Origin of the sequence: Pseudobutyrivibrio ruminis AD2017 (assembly GCF_000424305.1) — a bacterium.
Lineage (GTDB): Bacteria > Bacillota > Clostridia > Lachnospirales > Lachnospiraceae > Pseudobutyrivibrio > Pseudobutyrivibrio ruminis_B.
Genome location: NZ_AUJQ01000006.1, coordinates 90,112 through 105,685 on the forward strand (window position 1 = coordinate 90,112; position 15,574 = coordinate 105,685).

Annotated in this window: 15 protein-coding genes and 1 tRNA gene; 13 read left to right on the forward strand and 3 right to left on the reverse strand. The window is 39.4% G+C overall.

The features are described from left to right. Position 1: 1 nt before the first annotated feature. The 10 genes from clpX to G611_RS0105170 all read left to right on the forward strand — a co-directional run bounded on the left by clpX (position 2) and on the right by G611_RS0105170 (position 9,486). Positions 2–1,495: an ATP-dependent Clp protease ATP-binding subunit ClpX gene (gene clpX / locus G611_RS0105125; protein WP_028242720.1), complete on the forward strand. Its 1,494-nt coding sequence runs from the start codon at positions 2–4 to the stop codon at positions 1,493–1,495. Between the two features lie 169 nt (positions 1,496–1,664). Further along, positions 1,665–1,868, forward strand: coding sequence for a cold-shock protein (locus tag G611_RS0105130; RefSeq protein ID WP_028235478.1), 204 nt, complete (start codon positions 1,665–1,667; stop codon positions 1,866–1,868). 136 nt (positions 1,869–2,004) lie between these two features. Further along, positions 2,005–3,168, forward strand: a complete 1,164-nt coding sequence (locus G611_RS0105135; protein ID WP_028242721.1) for a transglutaminase domain-containing protein — start codon at positions 2,005–2,007, stop codon at positions 3,166–3,168. Between the two features lie 122 nt (positions 3,169–3,290). After that, on the forward strand, positions 3,291–4,127 hold the full coding sequence (locus G611_RS0105140; protein ID WP_028242722.1) for a DegV family protein: 837 nt from the start codon (positions 3,291–3,293) through the stop codon (positions 4,125–4,127). 9 nt (positions 4,128–4,136) lie between these two features. Further along, positions 4,137–5,339, forward strand: coding sequence for a bifunctional folylpolyglutamate synthase/dihydrofolate synthase (locus G611_RS0105145; RefSeq protein ID WP_028242723.1), 1,203 nt, complete (start codon positions 4,137–4,139; stop codon positions 5,337–5,339). Then, positions 5,336–5,806, forward strand: coding sequence for a J domain-containing protein (locus G611_RS13945; protein ID WP_036948246.1), 471 nt, complete (start codon positions 5,336–5,338; stop codon positions 5,804–5,806). The genes G611_RS0105145 and G611_RS13945 overlap by 4 nt, the downstream gene beginning before the upstream one ends. Continuing rightward, positions 5,790–7,112 carry an MATE family efflux transporter gene (locus tag G611_RS0105155; protein WP_051195078.1) on the forward strand — a complete coding sequence of 441 codons (1,323 nt, stop codon included), beginning with the start codon at positions 5,790–5,792 and terminating at the stop codon, positions 7,110–7,112. Before G611_RS13945 ends, G611_RS0105155 begins: the two co-directional genes overlap by 17 nt. A gap of 102 nt (positions 7,113–7,214) precedes the next feature. Then, entirely contained in the window at positions 7,215–7,577 is a 363-nt protein-coding gene (locus G611_RS0105160) for a hypothetical protein (RefSeq protein WP_028242725.1), read from the forward strand. 119 nt (positions 7,578–7,696) lie between these two features. Next, positions 7,697–9,046: an MATE family efflux transporter gene (locus G611_RS0105165; protein ID WP_028242726.1), complete on the forward strand. Its 1,350-nt coding sequence runs from the start codon at positions 7,697–7,699 to the stop codon at positions 9,044–9,046. 44 nt (positions 9,047–9,090) lie between these two features. Next, on the forward strand, positions 9,091–9,486 hold the full coding sequence (locus tag G611_RS0105170; protein WP_036948250.1) for a DUF3237 family protein: 396 nt from the start codon (positions 9,091–9,093) through the stop codon (positions 9,484–9,486). A gap of 1,180 nt (positions 9,487–10,666) precedes the next feature. Here the strand turns inward: G611_RS0105170 and G611_RS0105180 are convergent. From G611_RS0105180 to G611_RS15190, 3 genes are all read right to left on the reverse strand, one after another. Continuing rightward, positions 10,667–10,739, reverse strand: a tRNA-Gly gene (locus G611_RS0105180). Positions 10,740–10,866: 127 nt separating this feature from the next. Beyond that, positions 10,867–11,412 carry a hypothetical protein gene (locus tag G611_RS0105185; RefSeq protein WP_028242728.1) on the reverse strand — a complete coding sequence of 182 codons (546 nt, stop codon included), beginning with the start codon at positions 11,410–11,412 and terminating at the stop codon, positions 10,867–10,869. An 18-nt stretch (positions 11,413–11,430) separates the two neighbouring features. Further along, positions 11,431–12,660, reverse strand: a complete 1,230-nt coding sequence (locus tag G611_RS15190; RefSeq protein WP_028242729.1) for a transglutaminase-like domain-containing protein — start codon at positions 12,658–12,660, stop codon at positions 11,431–11,433. 206 nt (positions 12,661–12,866) lie between these two features. Here G611_RS15190 and G611_RS0105195 point away from each other — a divergent pair, with 206 nt between their 5' ends. The 3 genes from G611_RS0105195 to G611_RS0105205 all read left to right on the forward strand — a co-directional run bounded on the left by G611_RS0105195 (position 12,867) and on the right by G611_RS0105205 (position 15,563). Further along, entirely contained in the window at positions 12,867–13,745 is an 879-nt protein-coding gene (locus G611_RS0105195) for a MetQ/NlpA family ABC transporter substrate-binding protein (protein WP_028242730.1), read from the forward strand. Positions 13,746–13,891: 146 nt separating this feature from the next. After that, the gene (locus G611_RS0105200; RefSeq protein WP_028242731.1) at positions 13,892–14,911 is read left to right on the forward strand and encodes a methionine ABC transporter ATP-binding protein; all 1,020 of its coding nucleotides are present in this window, start codon (positions 13,892–13,894) and stop codon (positions 14,909–14,911) included. Beyond that, positions 14,904–15,563 carry a methionine ABC transporter permease gene (locus G611_RS0105205; RefSeq protein ID WP_028242732.1) on the forward strand — a complete coding sequence of 220 codons (660 nt, stop codon included), beginning with the start codon at positions 14,904–14,906 and terminating at the stop codon, positions 15,561–15,563. The genes G611_RS0105200 and G611_RS0105205 overlap by 8 nt, the downstream gene beginning before the upstream one ends. Positions 15,564–15,574 lie beyond the last annotated feature (11 nt).

The following is a 15,574-nucleotide window of genomic DNA, read 5'->3' on the forward strand; positions in this document are numbered from 1 at the left end:
TATGTCAGATCAGGATTATAGAGAAGTTGACCCAGATGAGGTAGTAGATATCTCTGATGAGGTTATAGATGAAGTTACCGACAAAAACAAATCAACAGAGGACAAGAAGGATAATAAGCCTACAGAGTTTTGCTATATCTGCCATCGCCCAGATAACATCACAGGCCCACTTATTAAGATGGCCCCAGGAATGAGCGTATGTACAGATTGTATGCAGCGCACATTTGATTCAATGGGAGGCTTTGGATTTGGCGGCGGTGATAATTCCAAGAGCAATGTGGATATGTCAAAGATGCCAAACATTAGCTTTTTGAATCTAGGCAGTCTTTTCGGAGAAGGCCCAAAGGTTAAAAATGCCCATGGTACTCAGAGCGCAGATAAGGAAGACAGACCAGCACCAGCTATTGATATAAACAACATCATCCCTCCACACAAAATCAAAGAAAAGCTTGATGAATATGTGGTAGGACAGGATTACGCTAAAAAGGTTATGTCTGTAGCTGTTTATAATCATTACAAACGTGTTGCTACAGGCACAATGGATGACATCGAAATCGAAAAGTCTAACATGCTTATGCTTGGACCTACAGGTTCAGGTAAAACATACTTAGTTAGAACTTTAGCAAGACTTCTTGATGTACCTCTTGCTATTACAGATGCTACATCCCTTACTGAGGCAGGCTACATTGGTGATGATATCGAATCTGTAGTTAGCAAGCTTCTTGCTGCAGCAGGTAATGATGTTGAAAGATGTCAGCAGGGTATTATTTTCATCGATGAGATTGATAAGCTTGCAAAAAAGAAAAACACAAATCAGCGTGATGTAAGCGGTGAGTCAGTGCAGCAGGGTATGCTTAAACTTCTTGAAGGCGCTGATGTAGAGGTACCTATCGGAGCATCTAGCAAAAACGCAATGGTGCCTACAACAACAATCAACACAAGAAATATTTTATTTATTTGTGGTGGTGCCTTCCCAGCTATGGATGAAATCATTAAAGCTCGTCTTAATAAGCATTCATCAATGGGATTTATGGCAGATTTAAAGGATAAATACGACGAGGATAAAAACATCCTTCAAAAGGTTACTGTAGAGGATTTAAGAGAGTTTGGAATGATCCCAGAATTCATAGGACGTCTTCCAATTGTATTTGCTACAGAAATGCTAGATGAGGATATGCTTGTACGTATTCTCAAGGAGCCTAAAAATGCAATTATCAAGCAGTATCAGAAGCTTTTAGAGTTAGATGAGGTTAAGCTTGAATTTGAAGAAGGTGCACTTCATGCCATTGCCAAGAAAGCGCTTGATAAGAAATTAGGAGCCAGAGGTCTTCGTTCTATTATCGAGGAATTTATGCTTGATATTATGTACGAAATTCCTAAGGACGAAAATATCGGTCAGGTAATAATTACAGAAGATTATATAGAGAAAAAGGGTGGCCCAAGAATTCTATTAAGAACTACTGGACTTATCCCTGAAAAAGCTGCTGCTAACTAGTAAAAAATGTTATTTATCTCCGTTTGGGTTTGAGTTTGACGTCCTATAAGTAACGATTTTAAAAATTTGTACAAAATATTCGGACAAATTCTTTACTTTAGGGAAGTGTTCTGTTAAACTAAATCTAGTCAGGCAAAGCTTGGCAAGTAATATATTGGAGGTACTTAGCATGAGCAAAGGTACAGTTAAGTGGTTCAACAATTCAAAGGGCTACGGTTTTATTTCAGACGAAGCTGGAAACGATGTATTCGTACATTTCAGCGGCATCAATTCAGAGGGATTCAAGACTCTCGAGGAAGGTGCTACAGTAGAGTATGAAGTAACTGATGGCGCAAAGGGACCACAGGCTGTTAACGTAACAGTAGTACGTTAATCAATTTTACATTAATCTATTTTTCGAATACCTTTGGTTGTGTTATGAAAAACAAGCTATAGGCAATAAAAAAAGATTAAGGGGAGAGGCAGCGTAGAATCTACGCTGCTTTTTTTTACATTAATAAGGAGCGACGTTGAAAAGATTATTTCACATTTTACTCAATTTATTAATTACTTCACTCATAGCCGTAGGCATATTTATTGGTATATGCCTGATTTATAATGCAAAACAGACTGGTGTATCAGAGCCATCATCGGCATTAATCAGTAATCCCATGATGGAAGAGGCTATAACTGTCGAAAGTGTATCTTATGATAGATATGCTTATCAGCAGTTAGATGAAGAGGAACAGCAGACATACGACCAGATTTATGATTGCATTACAAGTTATAAAAGTCGTATCACTTTGTCCACAAAGAACCATCAGGTTTTAGCTAACGCTTATGAAGCTGTAATGGCCGATTATGGAAATCTTTTTTGGGTAAATGGATATCAGTACAACACCTATACAAATGGTAAGAAGGTAGTAGGACTTGAGTTTGAACCTAAGTTTTCTATGAGCCAGGAGCAAAGAGATATATACCAGGGAATGATTGATTCTGTTGTAGAAGACTGGTTATCTGGTATAAGCTCATCAGCAAGCGATTTTGATAAAGCGTTGTATGTGTTTGAGACACTAATAAATAAGGTCGATTACGATACTGAAAGTATAGAAAATCAAAATATTCTTAGTGTATTTTTGTATCAGTCCACAGTTTGTCAGGGATATGCAGATGCAGCCTGGTATCTGCTTGATCAGCTTGGCGTTGAAAGTACCATCATAACAGGTACAGCAAACAATGAAAGCCACGCATGGAATCTGGTTTGTCTTGATGGTGCATATTATTACATGGATGTAACCTGGGGCAACAGTAAATATCTAGACAGCAACAATGATGCGACTGGAAGAATCAACTATGCATATCTGGCAATGACAACAGAGGAAATCAGTCAGAACCATGTCATTACATCTTCTTTTGAGGTGCCAGAATGTTTATCTAATGCAGATAATTATTTCGTGCATGAAGGCTTATATTATGACTGGTTTGGAATTGATTCTATAGGCCAAAGAATAAGAGAATCATATGAATCAGGAGAAGATGAAATATCTCTTAAATTCAGTAGCACAGATATTTATTCGAGAGTGATAAATTACTTCTTTGATGAAAAACATATATCTGATTATTGTCCTGATTTGACATCGGTTTATTATCTTTTAGATGAGAATTCAAATGTCATAACAATTAAGTGGGAGTAGGATTTAATGGATGTGGTTTTAAAAACCACATGATGAATTAATAAAAACTATTTACGTGGGAGTATTAGGATGCTATAATACATATATCAAATAACCTATATAGTAGGAGAAATGAGGATATTATGTATAAAGTTATTCTAGATAGTTGTGGCGAGCTTACAGAGGACATGAAAAATGACGGCCATTTCGTTAACGTTCCTCTTACTTTAGAAGTAGATGACGCTCAGATTATCGATGATGACACCTTTGATCAGGCCAGCTTTATCAAGGCTGTTGCCGAAAGTCCTAACGCACCTAAGTCGGCATGCCCATCTCCAAATGCTTACATGGTGGAAATGGAATGTGATGCCGATAACATATATTTAGTTACATTATCATCTCAGCTTTCAGGCTCATATAACAGTGCCTGCCTTGCAAAGGACTTATTTGAGGAGGATGATGAAACTAAGAACATTCACGTTTTTGATTCTAAATCAGCTTCTATCGGTGAAACACTTATCGCTATGAAGATTGCTGAATGCGAAGAGGCAGGAATGTCTTTTGAACAGGTTATAGAAACAGTAGATGCTTACATTGAGGAGCAGCATACTTTCTTTGTACTTGAAACACTTGAGACATTTAGAAAGTCTGGTAGACTCTCAGGCCTTAAGGCTGCTATCGCAGAAACACTTAACATCAAACCTGTAATGGGTTCAACAGAAATAGGCTATATTCAGCAGCTGGCTAAGGGCCGTGGTATGAATCAGGCCATTGATAAAATGACAAAGTGCGTCATGGACGTCACAACAAATTGTGAAAACAAAATTGTTGCAATTTCTCATTGCAACTGTCCTGAACGTGCACTATCATTAAAGAAAAAAATGGAGTCGTTGGCCACATTCAAGGATATTTTCATTGTTGACATGAGAGGCGTCAGCACCATGTATGCAAATGATGGTGGAGTTATTCTTGTGGTCTAGTATAACAAAATGACATATGAACAGGTAGTTAATACAATCGATAATAAACGCCGTTTTGGTAAAGCATGTGGAAGAGATGTTACCATAGAATTTCTGGAAAAGCTGGGACATCCTGAGCAGGATATTAACATCATCCATATTGCAGGTACCAATGGCAAGGGTTCAGTGGCAGCTTTTGTAAGTAGTATCTTGCAGGCTGCTTCTTTTGCGTCTAAAGAACCATTTAAAGTAGGGCTTTTTACATCACCACATCTTATTGATTACACAGAACGAATAGTGGTAGATGGTAAACAAATCAGCAGGGATGACGTGGCTAGGCTTGGGTCATATCTACTAGATATTCAGCTTGAGTTAGAGCCAACCATGTTTGATTACTGGCTGGCGATGGCTTTGTTATATTTCAAGGAACAGGGAGTTAAATACATCGTCTTGGAAACAGGCCTGGGTGGTGCTAAGGATTCCACTAACGGGCTATCTCAGGCACCAAGAGTGTGTGCCATAACATCCATAGGCTTGGAACATACACAGTATTTGGGAAACACCCTGGCTGCCATTGCAGGAGAAAAGGCTGGCATAATTAAGCCTGGCGTTCCAGTGGTTATAGGGCAGATGCCTGCTGAAGCAAAGGACGTAATTATTGGAAGAAGCCAGGAAATGGGCTGTAAATACATAGAAGCAACAGAGGTTTCCTCAGACAGCAAGCTAGGGCTATTTGGAAAATATCAAAGAAAAAATGCCGCAGTTGCAGTTGAAGTCATCAGGTTTTTAGATGCCGGCATCAGTGATGATATTATAAAAGAGGGACTTGCCAAAGCAGTATGGCCAGGAAGAATGCAGCTCATATCAGATAATCCATTTATTATGGTGGATGGAGCTCATAATCCTTCCGGCGTGCAGGCTCTTTCAGATAGTCTTGCAGCGGAATTTTCAAATGAGAAATTTTCATTTATAATGGCAGTAATGGCAGACAAGGATTACCTTGAGATGGTTCACATCATCGCACCTCAGGTAAAGCGAATGTTTACTGTTACTGTGGATTCTTCCAGAGCCCTTCAGGCAAAGGAGCTTGCAGATAGCATCAATGATATAGGGTTAAATGCTACTGCCATGGAATCCTATGATAAGGCTTTAGAGGCCGCTAAAAAATATGACGAAAAAATAATTGTATTTGGTTCATTGTATTTTATTGGAGAAATATTGGGTGAGTTATGATCAAAACCAGAAGCGAAGCGCTTAGCATCTTGGGCTTAGGGCCAGATGCTTCATTAGCCAGGATTAAGGCTGTGTACAAAGACCTTGTTAAAAAATGTCATCCTGATGTGACAGGCAGTAAGGATTTTACCGCCTACAATCGCATCACAGAGGCATATCAGTTTTTGTGCAACGATACTGATGGTCACGTTTTAACCCACAGCCGAGTAGTGGGCAAAACAACCAAACGTCAATCAGCGTCTAATGCTGACTATGCTGCCTTCCAGAAGAAGGCAAAGGAAGCTAAGGAGCGTCGCAAGCAGGAGTTTGAACAGAAGCAGAAGGATTTTGCCGCCATGTATGAAAAGCAGGAGGCAGATTATAAACGTGCCATGGAGGCTATAGATGCCATTAGAGTTGCAAGAGCAATTCAATCCATGATATGGGCAAATGGAATGGAAAAGGATAGTGATGATAACAAAGAGTAACATTAAGGATAATAAGGTCTTTTGGAGTGTTGTGACGGTGGCATTGCCTACCATGCTAGAACAGATTTTGTCTGTATTGATGCAGTATGTTGATACTGCCATGGTTGGTCGTTTGGGCGCAGATGCTACAGCTGCCGTATCTACTTCCACCACTATCACATGGCTTATTGGAAGTATGCCTTATGCATTTGGTGTAGCTGCCATGACACTTATAGCTCAGGCCATAGGCTCGGGCGAGGACCATAAAATTAAGCAGGTAGCAAAGCAAAGTCTTATTTTCGCTCTTGGAGTAGGTGCTGTACTTGAAATCATCTGTCTTGCACTTTCACCATTTGTAGCAACATGGATGGGAGCAGAGGAGGCTATCAGACCAGCCGCTACCAGATATTTCTTCTGGATATCAGTTCCTATTATTTTAAAGAGTGTTCAGTATATCCTGGCATCTGCAATTCGTGCCACTAAGGACACCAAAACCCCAATGGTTATTAGCATTGTCATTAATGCTGTAAACATTGTGCTTGATTATATCTTTATTTATATGTTTGGACTTGGAGTAGATGGTGCAGCCTATGCTACATGTATTTCCGCAGCCTTAGGTGGTATTCTTACTCTTGTGGTATTCTTCAAAAATCCTTACCTTGGATTCAGGGATAGCATATTTATTACGGATAAGGAAATTACCAAAAAGATTTGGAAGCTATCACTTCCAGTGTTGCTTATTAATGTTGCATCTACATCAGGCTATGTAGTTTTTGCAGGCCTTGTATCTCACATGGGTACCATCATTTTTGCGGCTCACAGTATAGCGGTAGGTGCCGAGGAGCTGTTCTATATCGGTGGCTACGGATTTAAATCTGCGGCTAATACTATGGTTGGTATTGCTTATGGTGAGCAGAATCATGATAAATATCATGCCGTTTGTGCCAGCAGTATTATTTGTACTTTGGCGGTTATGACTCTCAGTGGAACCCTATTATTCATCTTTGCAGAGCCTTTGATGGGATTTTTCACATCTGACCCAGGCGTTATAGCTTTGGGCGCTACTGTACTTAAAATGGTTGCATTTTCCGAGCCATTTTTTGGAATGTACATCATATCCGAAGGTATTTACTATGGTCTAGGCAAAACCAAATATCCATTTGTTATAGAGTTTGCCGGTATGTGGTTGGTTAGAATTCTTGCTACTTATGTTGGTATTCATTTTTTCAATCAGGGATTGGTTTATGTTTGGACCTGCATGATTGCAGACAACGTGCTTAAAGCAATCTTTTTAACAGCACCTCTTGGTAGGTTGTGGCGAAAATAGTTATAAATAATCTAAATTGTTAAATTGAGTGTTGACATATAACTAATAGCATGATAAAGTGCTATTGGTTTTGTGGTAATTAGTTTTAATATGAGGTGAAGAATGGAACTTACAACACTTAATAAAGAGTACAGATTATTAAGAGAAGAATGTGATGAGAAATTTGTGAAAATGAGCCAGATCGAACCAAATATTAATGTTGTTGAAGAATATTGGATTACATCTGACCATACACTTGGAAATTCACGTTGCTATTTTGATTCTTATCAAATGGGAATCGAATACGCACTTGATAGAGTTGATTATAGAATGACATTAAATGCTGAAGGCCAAAAGCCTTTTATTATTCTTGTTAATGGCAAAGCTATTAATACAAAGGGTCAGCTTCAGGCATTCCTTAATGGCGAGTTTGAAATCAAGGCAGAAAATGTTGTTGAAAGCAACGTTAAGAGATTATATTCTTAATAATTCTGATATACGATTTAAGGTCCTAGCGATTAGATAATTCTAGTCGTTAGGGCTTTTTTATTTGCTTTCGTAATGATATGATTTAGAGGTTAAATAATATAAAATGAGGATTAAATATGAGCGGACTATTTGGAGATAAGGCCTTTTTAAAACGATTAGTTAATCTAACATTACCGCTGGCTTTTCAGGCACTGATGCTTGCACTTGTGGCAGCCAGTGACGCTGTTATGCTAGGCAGGGTAGAACAGAATTCTATGGCAGCAGTATCTTTAGCCACACAGATTCAGTTTATCCAAAACATGATGCTTTGTGCCGTAACAGGTTCTATAGCAATATTAGGTGCCCAGTATTGGGGCAAGGGAGATAAGCAGGCCATTCATAAGATATTTGGTATGAGCCTTAGAATCGCCTCTGTTATATCTTTATTTGTGTGCGTTCTTTGCGTAGGCTTTTCTAATCAGCTGATGTTGATTTTCGCCAGCGATTCAGAACTTATCAGAATCGGTGCTGGCTATTTAAGAATAGCAGGCTGGTCATATCTGCTTACAGGCTTTTCCCAGTGCTTCTTAGGTATGATGCGTGTTACTGACCATGCAGATAGATGCGCTTTCATTAGTTCTGGCGCCGTAATTATAAATATTATTTTAAATGCTGTATTCATATTTGGATTTTTGGGCCTTCCCGCAATGGGGGCAAATGGTGCAGCTCTTGCAACATTGCTTGCTAGAATTATCGAGCTGGTTTGGGCGGTTATATCTTCTTATCAGAAGGATTTCATCCATCCATCCTTAGGCGATTTGTTGGCAAGAGATAGACTACTTGCCAAGGACTATATTAAATGTGGTATGCCACTTGCTGGAGCTGCTATGTTCTGGGGCGTGGGCTTTACTTCATATACAGCCATCATGGGCCATCTGGGTACAGATGCAGCTGCGGCCAATTCTGTGGCGGCAGTGGTGCGAGATTTGATGTGCTGCCTATGCGATGGTATCAGCGCCGCAGGAGGCATTATTGTTGGAAATGAACTAGGCTCAGGTGACTTGGCAAAGGGCAAGCTATATGGCGGCAGAATAGCCAAATTATCCGTGTATGTGGGATTGTTTTCTACAGCTGTGATTTTACTGGTTACTCCACTTGTTACCAGCTTTATGATACTTACACCGCTTGCTAAGAGATATCTGATTGGTATGATGGTAATAATGTCCTTTTACATGATTGGTCGTGCTATTAATACCGTAATTATCAATGGCGTATTTGCATCTGGCGGAGACACACTTTTTGATGTGTATAGCCTTGCTGTTAGTATGTGGTGTATCGCGGTGCCACTTGCACTTTTGGGAGCATTTGTATTTAAATGGCCGGTGCTTGCAGTATATGCCTGCACCTGCGTCGACGAGGTGGGCAAGCTGCCTTGGGTATTTTTCCACTACAAGAGATATAAGTGGGTAAAGGATTTGACTAGATAAAGAAATTGGCTAAATGTAGATTTTAATTGATAGGAGAGGGAATAATGGCAACAGAGGTTTTGACAGTACAGGTTCGTATTAAGGAAGCATTAGAGGTAAAGGGTGGCATTAACGGTGTTACCATGATTTTGTTTGACGGTGAATGTGAGTGCGATAATTTCAAAGGAAAAATCCTTCCTGGCGGGGTAGATACTCAGCGTCTAGGCGAGGATGGCCGTGTAAAGCTTTCTGCTAGATACATCATGGAAGGTGTGGATTACACAGGCAAGAGCTGCCGTATTTTTATTGAAAATAATGGTGAAATTCAATCAGATGGCCGCATTGTCACTAGTCCATGCATACTTACAGATAGCGATGCTCTTAAGCATTTGGAGACAGCTGCCTTGACTGGAACCGTTGAAGGCGCCCCTGATGGGGTAGTGATTCATATATTCGCATAGGGATGTATTTTTGTTAAGTGAATGTTTGAAAATGGCTATTTCACTTAAATTTGTCGGGGAGCAGGTTAAGTGAAAATAGAAAAATGAATTTTTCACTTAAAAAATTGAAAGTGGGTTAAGTGAATATAAGAAAAATAGAAATTCACTTAAAATAAGATAAAATATTTTAGGTAAAGTTAAGTTTATTATAAGAATATGCTTTTTCACTTAATATAATAAGAGAGCTACTAAAGTTTATTTCTGGTTCTGGAGAAATACACTTAAGTAGCTCAAAAGTTTCAATTAAAATGTTAAGTTTATTTTTTAAATCCATACACACACTTAATAGGAATATGGATTTTTAAGTGAAAAAATATATTTTTTAAATACACTTAACTTTTTTCAAATTATAGATAAGTGAATTTTGAAAAATATGATTTTCACTTAAATCAGTCTTGTTGGAAGCTTCCGCAACATCAGTGTTTGATGATTCCTAAGTATTTGTCAAAGGCCCTTTTTGTACCCCTGATTTCTATCGACATTTATCAATCTATTTTTTTAAGTGTGAATAATGTACTCATAAAAGTACTTAGAAACTAAGTATGTTCGATTGTAAAAACAGAACGTTCGTGCTAGATTATTTATGCGGTGTAACCGTACTGAAAGTACCCATGACGAGGTGGAAATCTCCCGAACCATTCTATAAGGTGATCCACAGAGTGGATATCACTATGGAAGGGAGGTGACGCACATGACGGACTATGAAATCTTGATGATTATGCTAACGATGTTAGCATTGCTTTTTACAGCTTGTGGTTTCTTACTGGCGTTGCTTAGCTTTCTCGATAAGAGGAACAACAAGCGAAAAAAATAATGCCTCTCTCGTCGGCAAACGAAAGAGGCGGCTCTCACTGAGAGCTAATTAACTCTAATTCGGGAGCATCCACTTTGGAGTGGGTGCTTTCTTTATTTATAATATAGCATCTTTGGAATATAGATTCAACGACAATTTAGTTTTAAGTTTTTCATGCTAAGCAATTATTTCAAACAGCAAGCCTTCGCGCGAGACGGGATTAAGGAAGCATCACGATTTCTCATCGCAAGCTCGACAAATCGTGATAGGTCGTCCCGTCTCGATTTAAATGCCCGATAACTAAAATAAGCAGCACCGCAAAAGCGATACTGCTTATTTTAATTATCGAGCGCGAGACGGGACTCGAACCCGCGACCCCCACCTTGGCAAGGTGGTGCTCCACCAACTGAGCCACTCGCGCATATCTGTTGCTGTGTTTGCCTCAACAACAATATGTATTCTATAGTACAAACACCCATAAGTCAAGGGATTTTCTAAAGTTGCAAAGCTTTAAAAAATCCCTTTGTTTTTCAGACAATTCAGTCCTCTTATTTGTTCATTGCACTGTCGTATTCGATAGAAATAAGACTTTCGCCATCGAAGATAAATACGAGAGTCATATCACCGTTTTCATACTTCATAGAGCTTGAATCTTCTTCAGTGGCCTGGCCATAAGCACCAACGATATCTTCGCGTGAGCTTGATAAATCAATGCCTTCTTTTGTAGCAACATTGTCAGTGCGAAGCATTACATAAAGAACCTTATCTACATCACCATCTGGATATGTCTGGATTTCAAAATCGCTGTAAGTGTAAAGCTTTCCGATACCATCAGCGGCGCAGCTAGGAGATTCAAAGTAGCTGTTAGGCTCACCAAGCTTGTCGATAATTGGAGCAACATCTGCATCTACAGGAATGTCCATGCCATCATAGTTGAATACGTAGCCAGCATTAGCTGTTGCAACCTGCTCAGAGCCTGTAGCCTCTGTGCTTGTGTTTGATTCGATAACCTTTGTATCGCTAGAATTTCCGCAGGCAACCATAGAAAGAGATATTGCCATAATCAATCCCAAAGAAAGTAATTTGTTTTTCATTTTAGTCCTCCTAAGTGTTTATTGTATATGTGGATATTTGCTTGGGTCATAGTTGTGAGTGTTCTTGTGTGCGTTTGAATATGCCCATAAATCTGCATCATGCCAGTAGAAGATAAGAGTACCGTCAAGCTGTAGATTTGGATCGTAGTGATACCAACCCTCGCCAACATCAATCAGTAACCAGTAGTGACCGCGTGTGTCACGGATTTTTTCGATTTCCATATTTTTGATGCCCAGTCTGTTAAGCATAACCTCTGCAGTTTTTTGCTTTACAGTGCAGTCACCAACGCGGTAATACATGCCCTTGTAGGCGGCTGATAACAGGTCGTCAATACCAGCAGTTTCAGAATATGTAATGTTTTTTACAACCCAATCGAAAACGGCTTTTGCCTGTTGAAGCTGAGTCATGTTATCGGTGATGATTTCTGAAAGAATTTCATCAGCCTTAGCATAAACAGTTTCCTCTGTGGCCTCAGATATTTTAGCTGAAACAATCTTGATAGTGGTTGTTTTTTCTGATGTGTTTCCAGCTGCATCAGTGGCTGTATAGGTGATTTTGTATGTGCCACGTTTGTCTGGATTTACCAGAGAAGTGTCTACCTCAAGTGTAGGATTCTCATCCTTATCATCAGTAACAGTTACACCCTTTTTATAAGAAATAGCATCGCCCTGGGAAACAGTAAGAGGCTCCACACCTGTGATTTCTGGTGGAGTTACATCTTCAATAACTGTGCAAGGAATGGTGCTTTCGGTAGTGTTCCCAGCTTCATCTGTCACAAGAATTACTACATTGAATTTGCCTTCCTTTGTGAAGTCGTAAGGCTCTTTGAAATCGATTGTACAGTTGGATGCATCGATTACAGATTCAACCAAATCAGCTGCTGTAGGGGCAGTGGCAGTAGTGTACATTTCGATTGTTTCTTCTGCCAATGTCACAACAGGAGCAGTGGTATCCTGAACGTGCAGTGTGCTGTGATAAGTCATCTTTCCTATAACAGGCATCTTTCGATTGATGGTAATTTTATAGTCGCCAGGTGTATTAAGGTCAAAGTCAGAATCCTTTGAAAAGGCGACGCCATCAGCATCGTGCTTAAGGAAGTCACCAACTGTGCAATCCTTGGAACCGGCTTCTATGTACACTTCAGAATAAACTAAATCTGTCGCAGAGAAATAGAAGAAAAGGCCTCCAGTTACAGCGCCTAAAATGATGATTAATGGAATCAAAATTAATAATAATTTTCGTTTCATTATTGCGTCCTATCTATATATAATTTTCTTTAAAAATTATAGTCTATTTAGTAGAAAAAACAAAGCTAAGAAGTTGATTTAGGCTTTGCTATCAATAAAATTGATAACTAGTAATAAAATCTAGGTATAATAAGACCCATTGAACTAGGTGATTTAGTGTGATAAAGTCTCAAGCATAACATAACTTTTTAGGAGGAGACATAAATATGAATAAGAGATTTTCAAAGATAGCAAGCTTATCATTAGCTTCAATAATTACAGCGGGGGCATTAGTGGGTTGCGGCAGCACAGCAGATTCAAGCGCAGATGCAAATAGCGAATCATCCACAGCGACAGAGAATTCAACAGAGCTTGAAACAATCACAGTTGCTGCATCAGCCACACCTCATGCAGAAATTCTTGAGGCTGCAAAGGAGGCACTTAAGGAACAGGGGTATGACCTTCAAGTGAAAGTATTTGATGACTATGTTCAGCCTAACGAGGTTGTTGAGGCAGGCGAGTTTGATGCAAACTACTTCCAGCATGTTCCATATCTTAACAGCTTCAACGAGGAGCATGGAACACATCTTGTAGATGCAGGTGACATTCATTACGAGCCATTCGGAATTTATCCTGGTACAAAGTCATCACTTGATGATGTTGCAGAGGGTGATGTTATTGCCATTCCAAACGATACTACAAACGAGGCAAGAGCACTTTTACTTCTTCAGGACAATGGACTTCTTACATTAAAGGATGGTGTTGGTCTTGAGGCTACAGTTAACGATATCACAGAGAACCCATACAACCTTGATTTCGAGGAGCTTGAGGCTGCACAGGTTGCACGTGTTGTAGGAGAAGTTGCTTATGTTGTATTAAATGGTAACTATGCACTCGAGGCTGGATATTCAGTTGCTAAGGATTCAATAGCTTATGAGGCTTCAGATTCAGTGGCAGCAGAGACATACGTTAACATCATCGCAGTTGCTGAAGGACATGAGAACGATGCTAAGATAAAAGCGCTTGTTTCAGTTCTTAAGTCAGATGAGATTAAGAAGTTTATCGAGGATACATACGACGGAGCTGTTGTTTTCTACAACAAATAATCCGTGGACTTGACCGAAAAATAAACAAAGGTTAATCTAAATAGAGTGTAGTGGGGTAGGAAGTTGAAACTACCATCGCTACACTCATTTGTTGTTAATAATATGAAGTCATAGTCTGATAATAGATTATGAGGAGAGTGTATACTATGAATGAAATTGTTGTAAAAAATCTTTCAAAGACATTTACTCAGGGAGAGCAAAGTGTTGATGCGTTAAAGAATATCAACCTTACTGTAGAGACAGGTGATATCTACGGTATCATAGGTATGTCTGGCGCAGGCAAGAGTACTCTTGTTAGATGCTTTAATTATCTTGAAAAGCCTACATCGGGACAGGTGCTTATAGGTGATAAGGACCTCGGTCAGCTTACAGAAAAGGAGCTTAGAGCAGAACGTAGCCAGATAGCTATGATTTTCCAAAGCTTCAATCTACTTATGCAAAAAAATGTAATCGATAATATTTGTTTTCCACTTCGATTGCAGAAGGTATCAAAGGCTGATGCCAGAAAGCGTGCTAAAGAGTTGTTAGAGGTGGTTGGACTGTCGGATAAGGCGAAGGCATATCCATCTCAGCTTTCAGGTGGTCAGAAGCAACGTGTCGCCATCGCCAGAGCTCTTGCGAATAATCCTAGAATCCTGCTTTGTGATGAGGCAACATCAGCTCTTGATCCACAGACAACAGCTTCTATATTAGAACTGCTTCGCGATATTAATAAGAAGCTTGGCATCACTATTATCGTAATCACACATCAGATGTCTGTTGTATCAGAAATTTGTAACAAGGTCGCTATCATCGAAAAGGGCCAGGTGGTTGAAAATGGATTTGTAGAGGATGTATTTAATCATCCAAAGTCTAGCGCTGCCAGAGAGCTGATATTACGAGGAGATGATACAAAATCCCACGGTACAGTTGAGACACTTAATGGCGAGAAGAAGATTCGTATCGTATTTACGGAGAACTCATCCTTTGAGCCGGTCATCGCAAACATGGTTCTTAAGTTCCAGACAGCAGTGAATATTCTTAGGGCAGATACTAGAAATGTAGGTGGCGTTGCCAAAGGTGAAATGATTCTTGGACTACCAGAGGATTCGGAGCTTCAGGAAGATATTATTGTGTATCTTAAGGAACGTGGATTAGAGATAGAGGAGGTAACAGGAGATGTTTGATTCACAGGTAATTAATATGATACTAGAGGGAATCAGAGACACTCTTTACATGACAATTGTGTCAACATTGGTTGCCTATATTTTAGGCCTCCCTCTTGGAATTTGCTTGAAGGTTACAAGCAAGGATGGATTGAAGCCTAATAAGTTTGTATATGGGTTATTGGATATTTTTTGTAACATAGTTCGTTCAATACCATTTTTGATTTTGTTGATTTTATTGATACCATTTACAAGATTTGTAGTTGGAAAGAGCTACGGTTCTACTGCAACTATTGTTCCACTTGTAGTCTGCGCAGCACCTTACATTGCGCGTATGGTGGAGTCTTCCCTTAATGAGGTGGATCCAGGAGTTATCGAGGCTGCTAAATCAATGGGTGCCAGCAATTGGGACATAGTAACAAAGGTTATGCTTGTTGAGGCACGCACATCACTCATCATCGGTGCTACAATCACTACAGGAAATATCCTTGGATATTCTGCAATGTCAGGAACTGTTGGTGGCGGCGGATTAGGTGACATCGCTGTGCGTTACGGATATTATAGATGGCAGACTGATATAATGATTGTTACAGTAATTCTTCTTATTATTCTGTTCCAGATTATCCAGAATATTGGAATGAAGGTTGCTAGCAATTTAGATAAGAGAAAGTAAAAAATGAGCTT

Coding starts and splice junctions, on each gene's coding strand:
- G611_RS0105195 (WP_028242730.1), top strand. CDS start 12,867: ATGAATAAGAGATTTTCAAAGATAGCAAGCTTATCATTAGCTTCAATA.
- G611_RS0105200 (WP_028242731.1), top strand. CDS start 13,892: ATGAATGAAATTGTTGTAAAAAATCTTTCAAAGACATTTACTCAGGGA.
- G611_RS13945 (WP_036948246.1), top strand. CDS start 5,336: ATGATCAAAACCAGAAGCGAAGCGCTTAGCATCTTGGGCTTAGGGCCA.
- G611_RS0105185 (WP_028242728.1), bottom strand. CDS start 11,412: ATGAAAAACAAATTACTTTCTTTGGGATTGATTATGGCAATATCTCTT.
- G611_RS0105155 (WP_051195078.1), top strand. CDS start 5,790: ATGATAACAAAGAGTAACATTAAGGATAATAAGGTCTTTTGGAGTGTT.
- G611_RS0105145 (WP_028242723.1), top strand. CDS start 4,137: ATGACATATGAACAGGTAGTTAATACAATCGATAATAAACGCCGTTTT.
- G611_RS0105165 (WP_028242726.1), top strand. CDS start 7,697: ATGAGCGGACTATTTGGAGATAAGGCCTTTTTAAAACGATTAGTTAAT.
- G611_RS0105140 (WP_028242722.1), top strand. CDS start 3,291: ATGTATAAAGTTATTCTAGATAGTTGTGGCGAGCTTACAGAGGACATG.
- G611_RS0105160 (WP_028242725.1), top strand. CDS start 7,215: ATGGAACTTACAACACTTAATAAAGAGTACAGATTATTAAGAGAAGAA.
- G611_RS15190 (WP_028242729.1), bottom strand. CDS start 12,660: ATGAAACGAAAATTATTATTAATTTTGATTCCATTAATCATCATTTTA.
- clpX (WP_028242720.1), top strand. CDS start 2: ATGTCAGATCAGGATTATAGAGAAGTTGACCCAGATGAGGTAGTAGAT.
- G611_RS0105170 (WP_036948250.1), top strand. CDS start 9,091: ATGGCAACAGAGGTTTTGACAGTACAGGTTCGTATTAAGGAAGCATTA.
- G611_RS0105130 (WP_028235478.1), top strand. CDS start 1,665: ATGAGCAAAGGTACAGTTAAGTGGTTCAACAATTCAAAGGGCTACGGT.
- G611_RS0105205 (WP_028242732.1), top strand. CDS start 14,904: ATGTTTGATTCACAGGTAATTAATATGATACTAGAGGGAATCAGAGAC.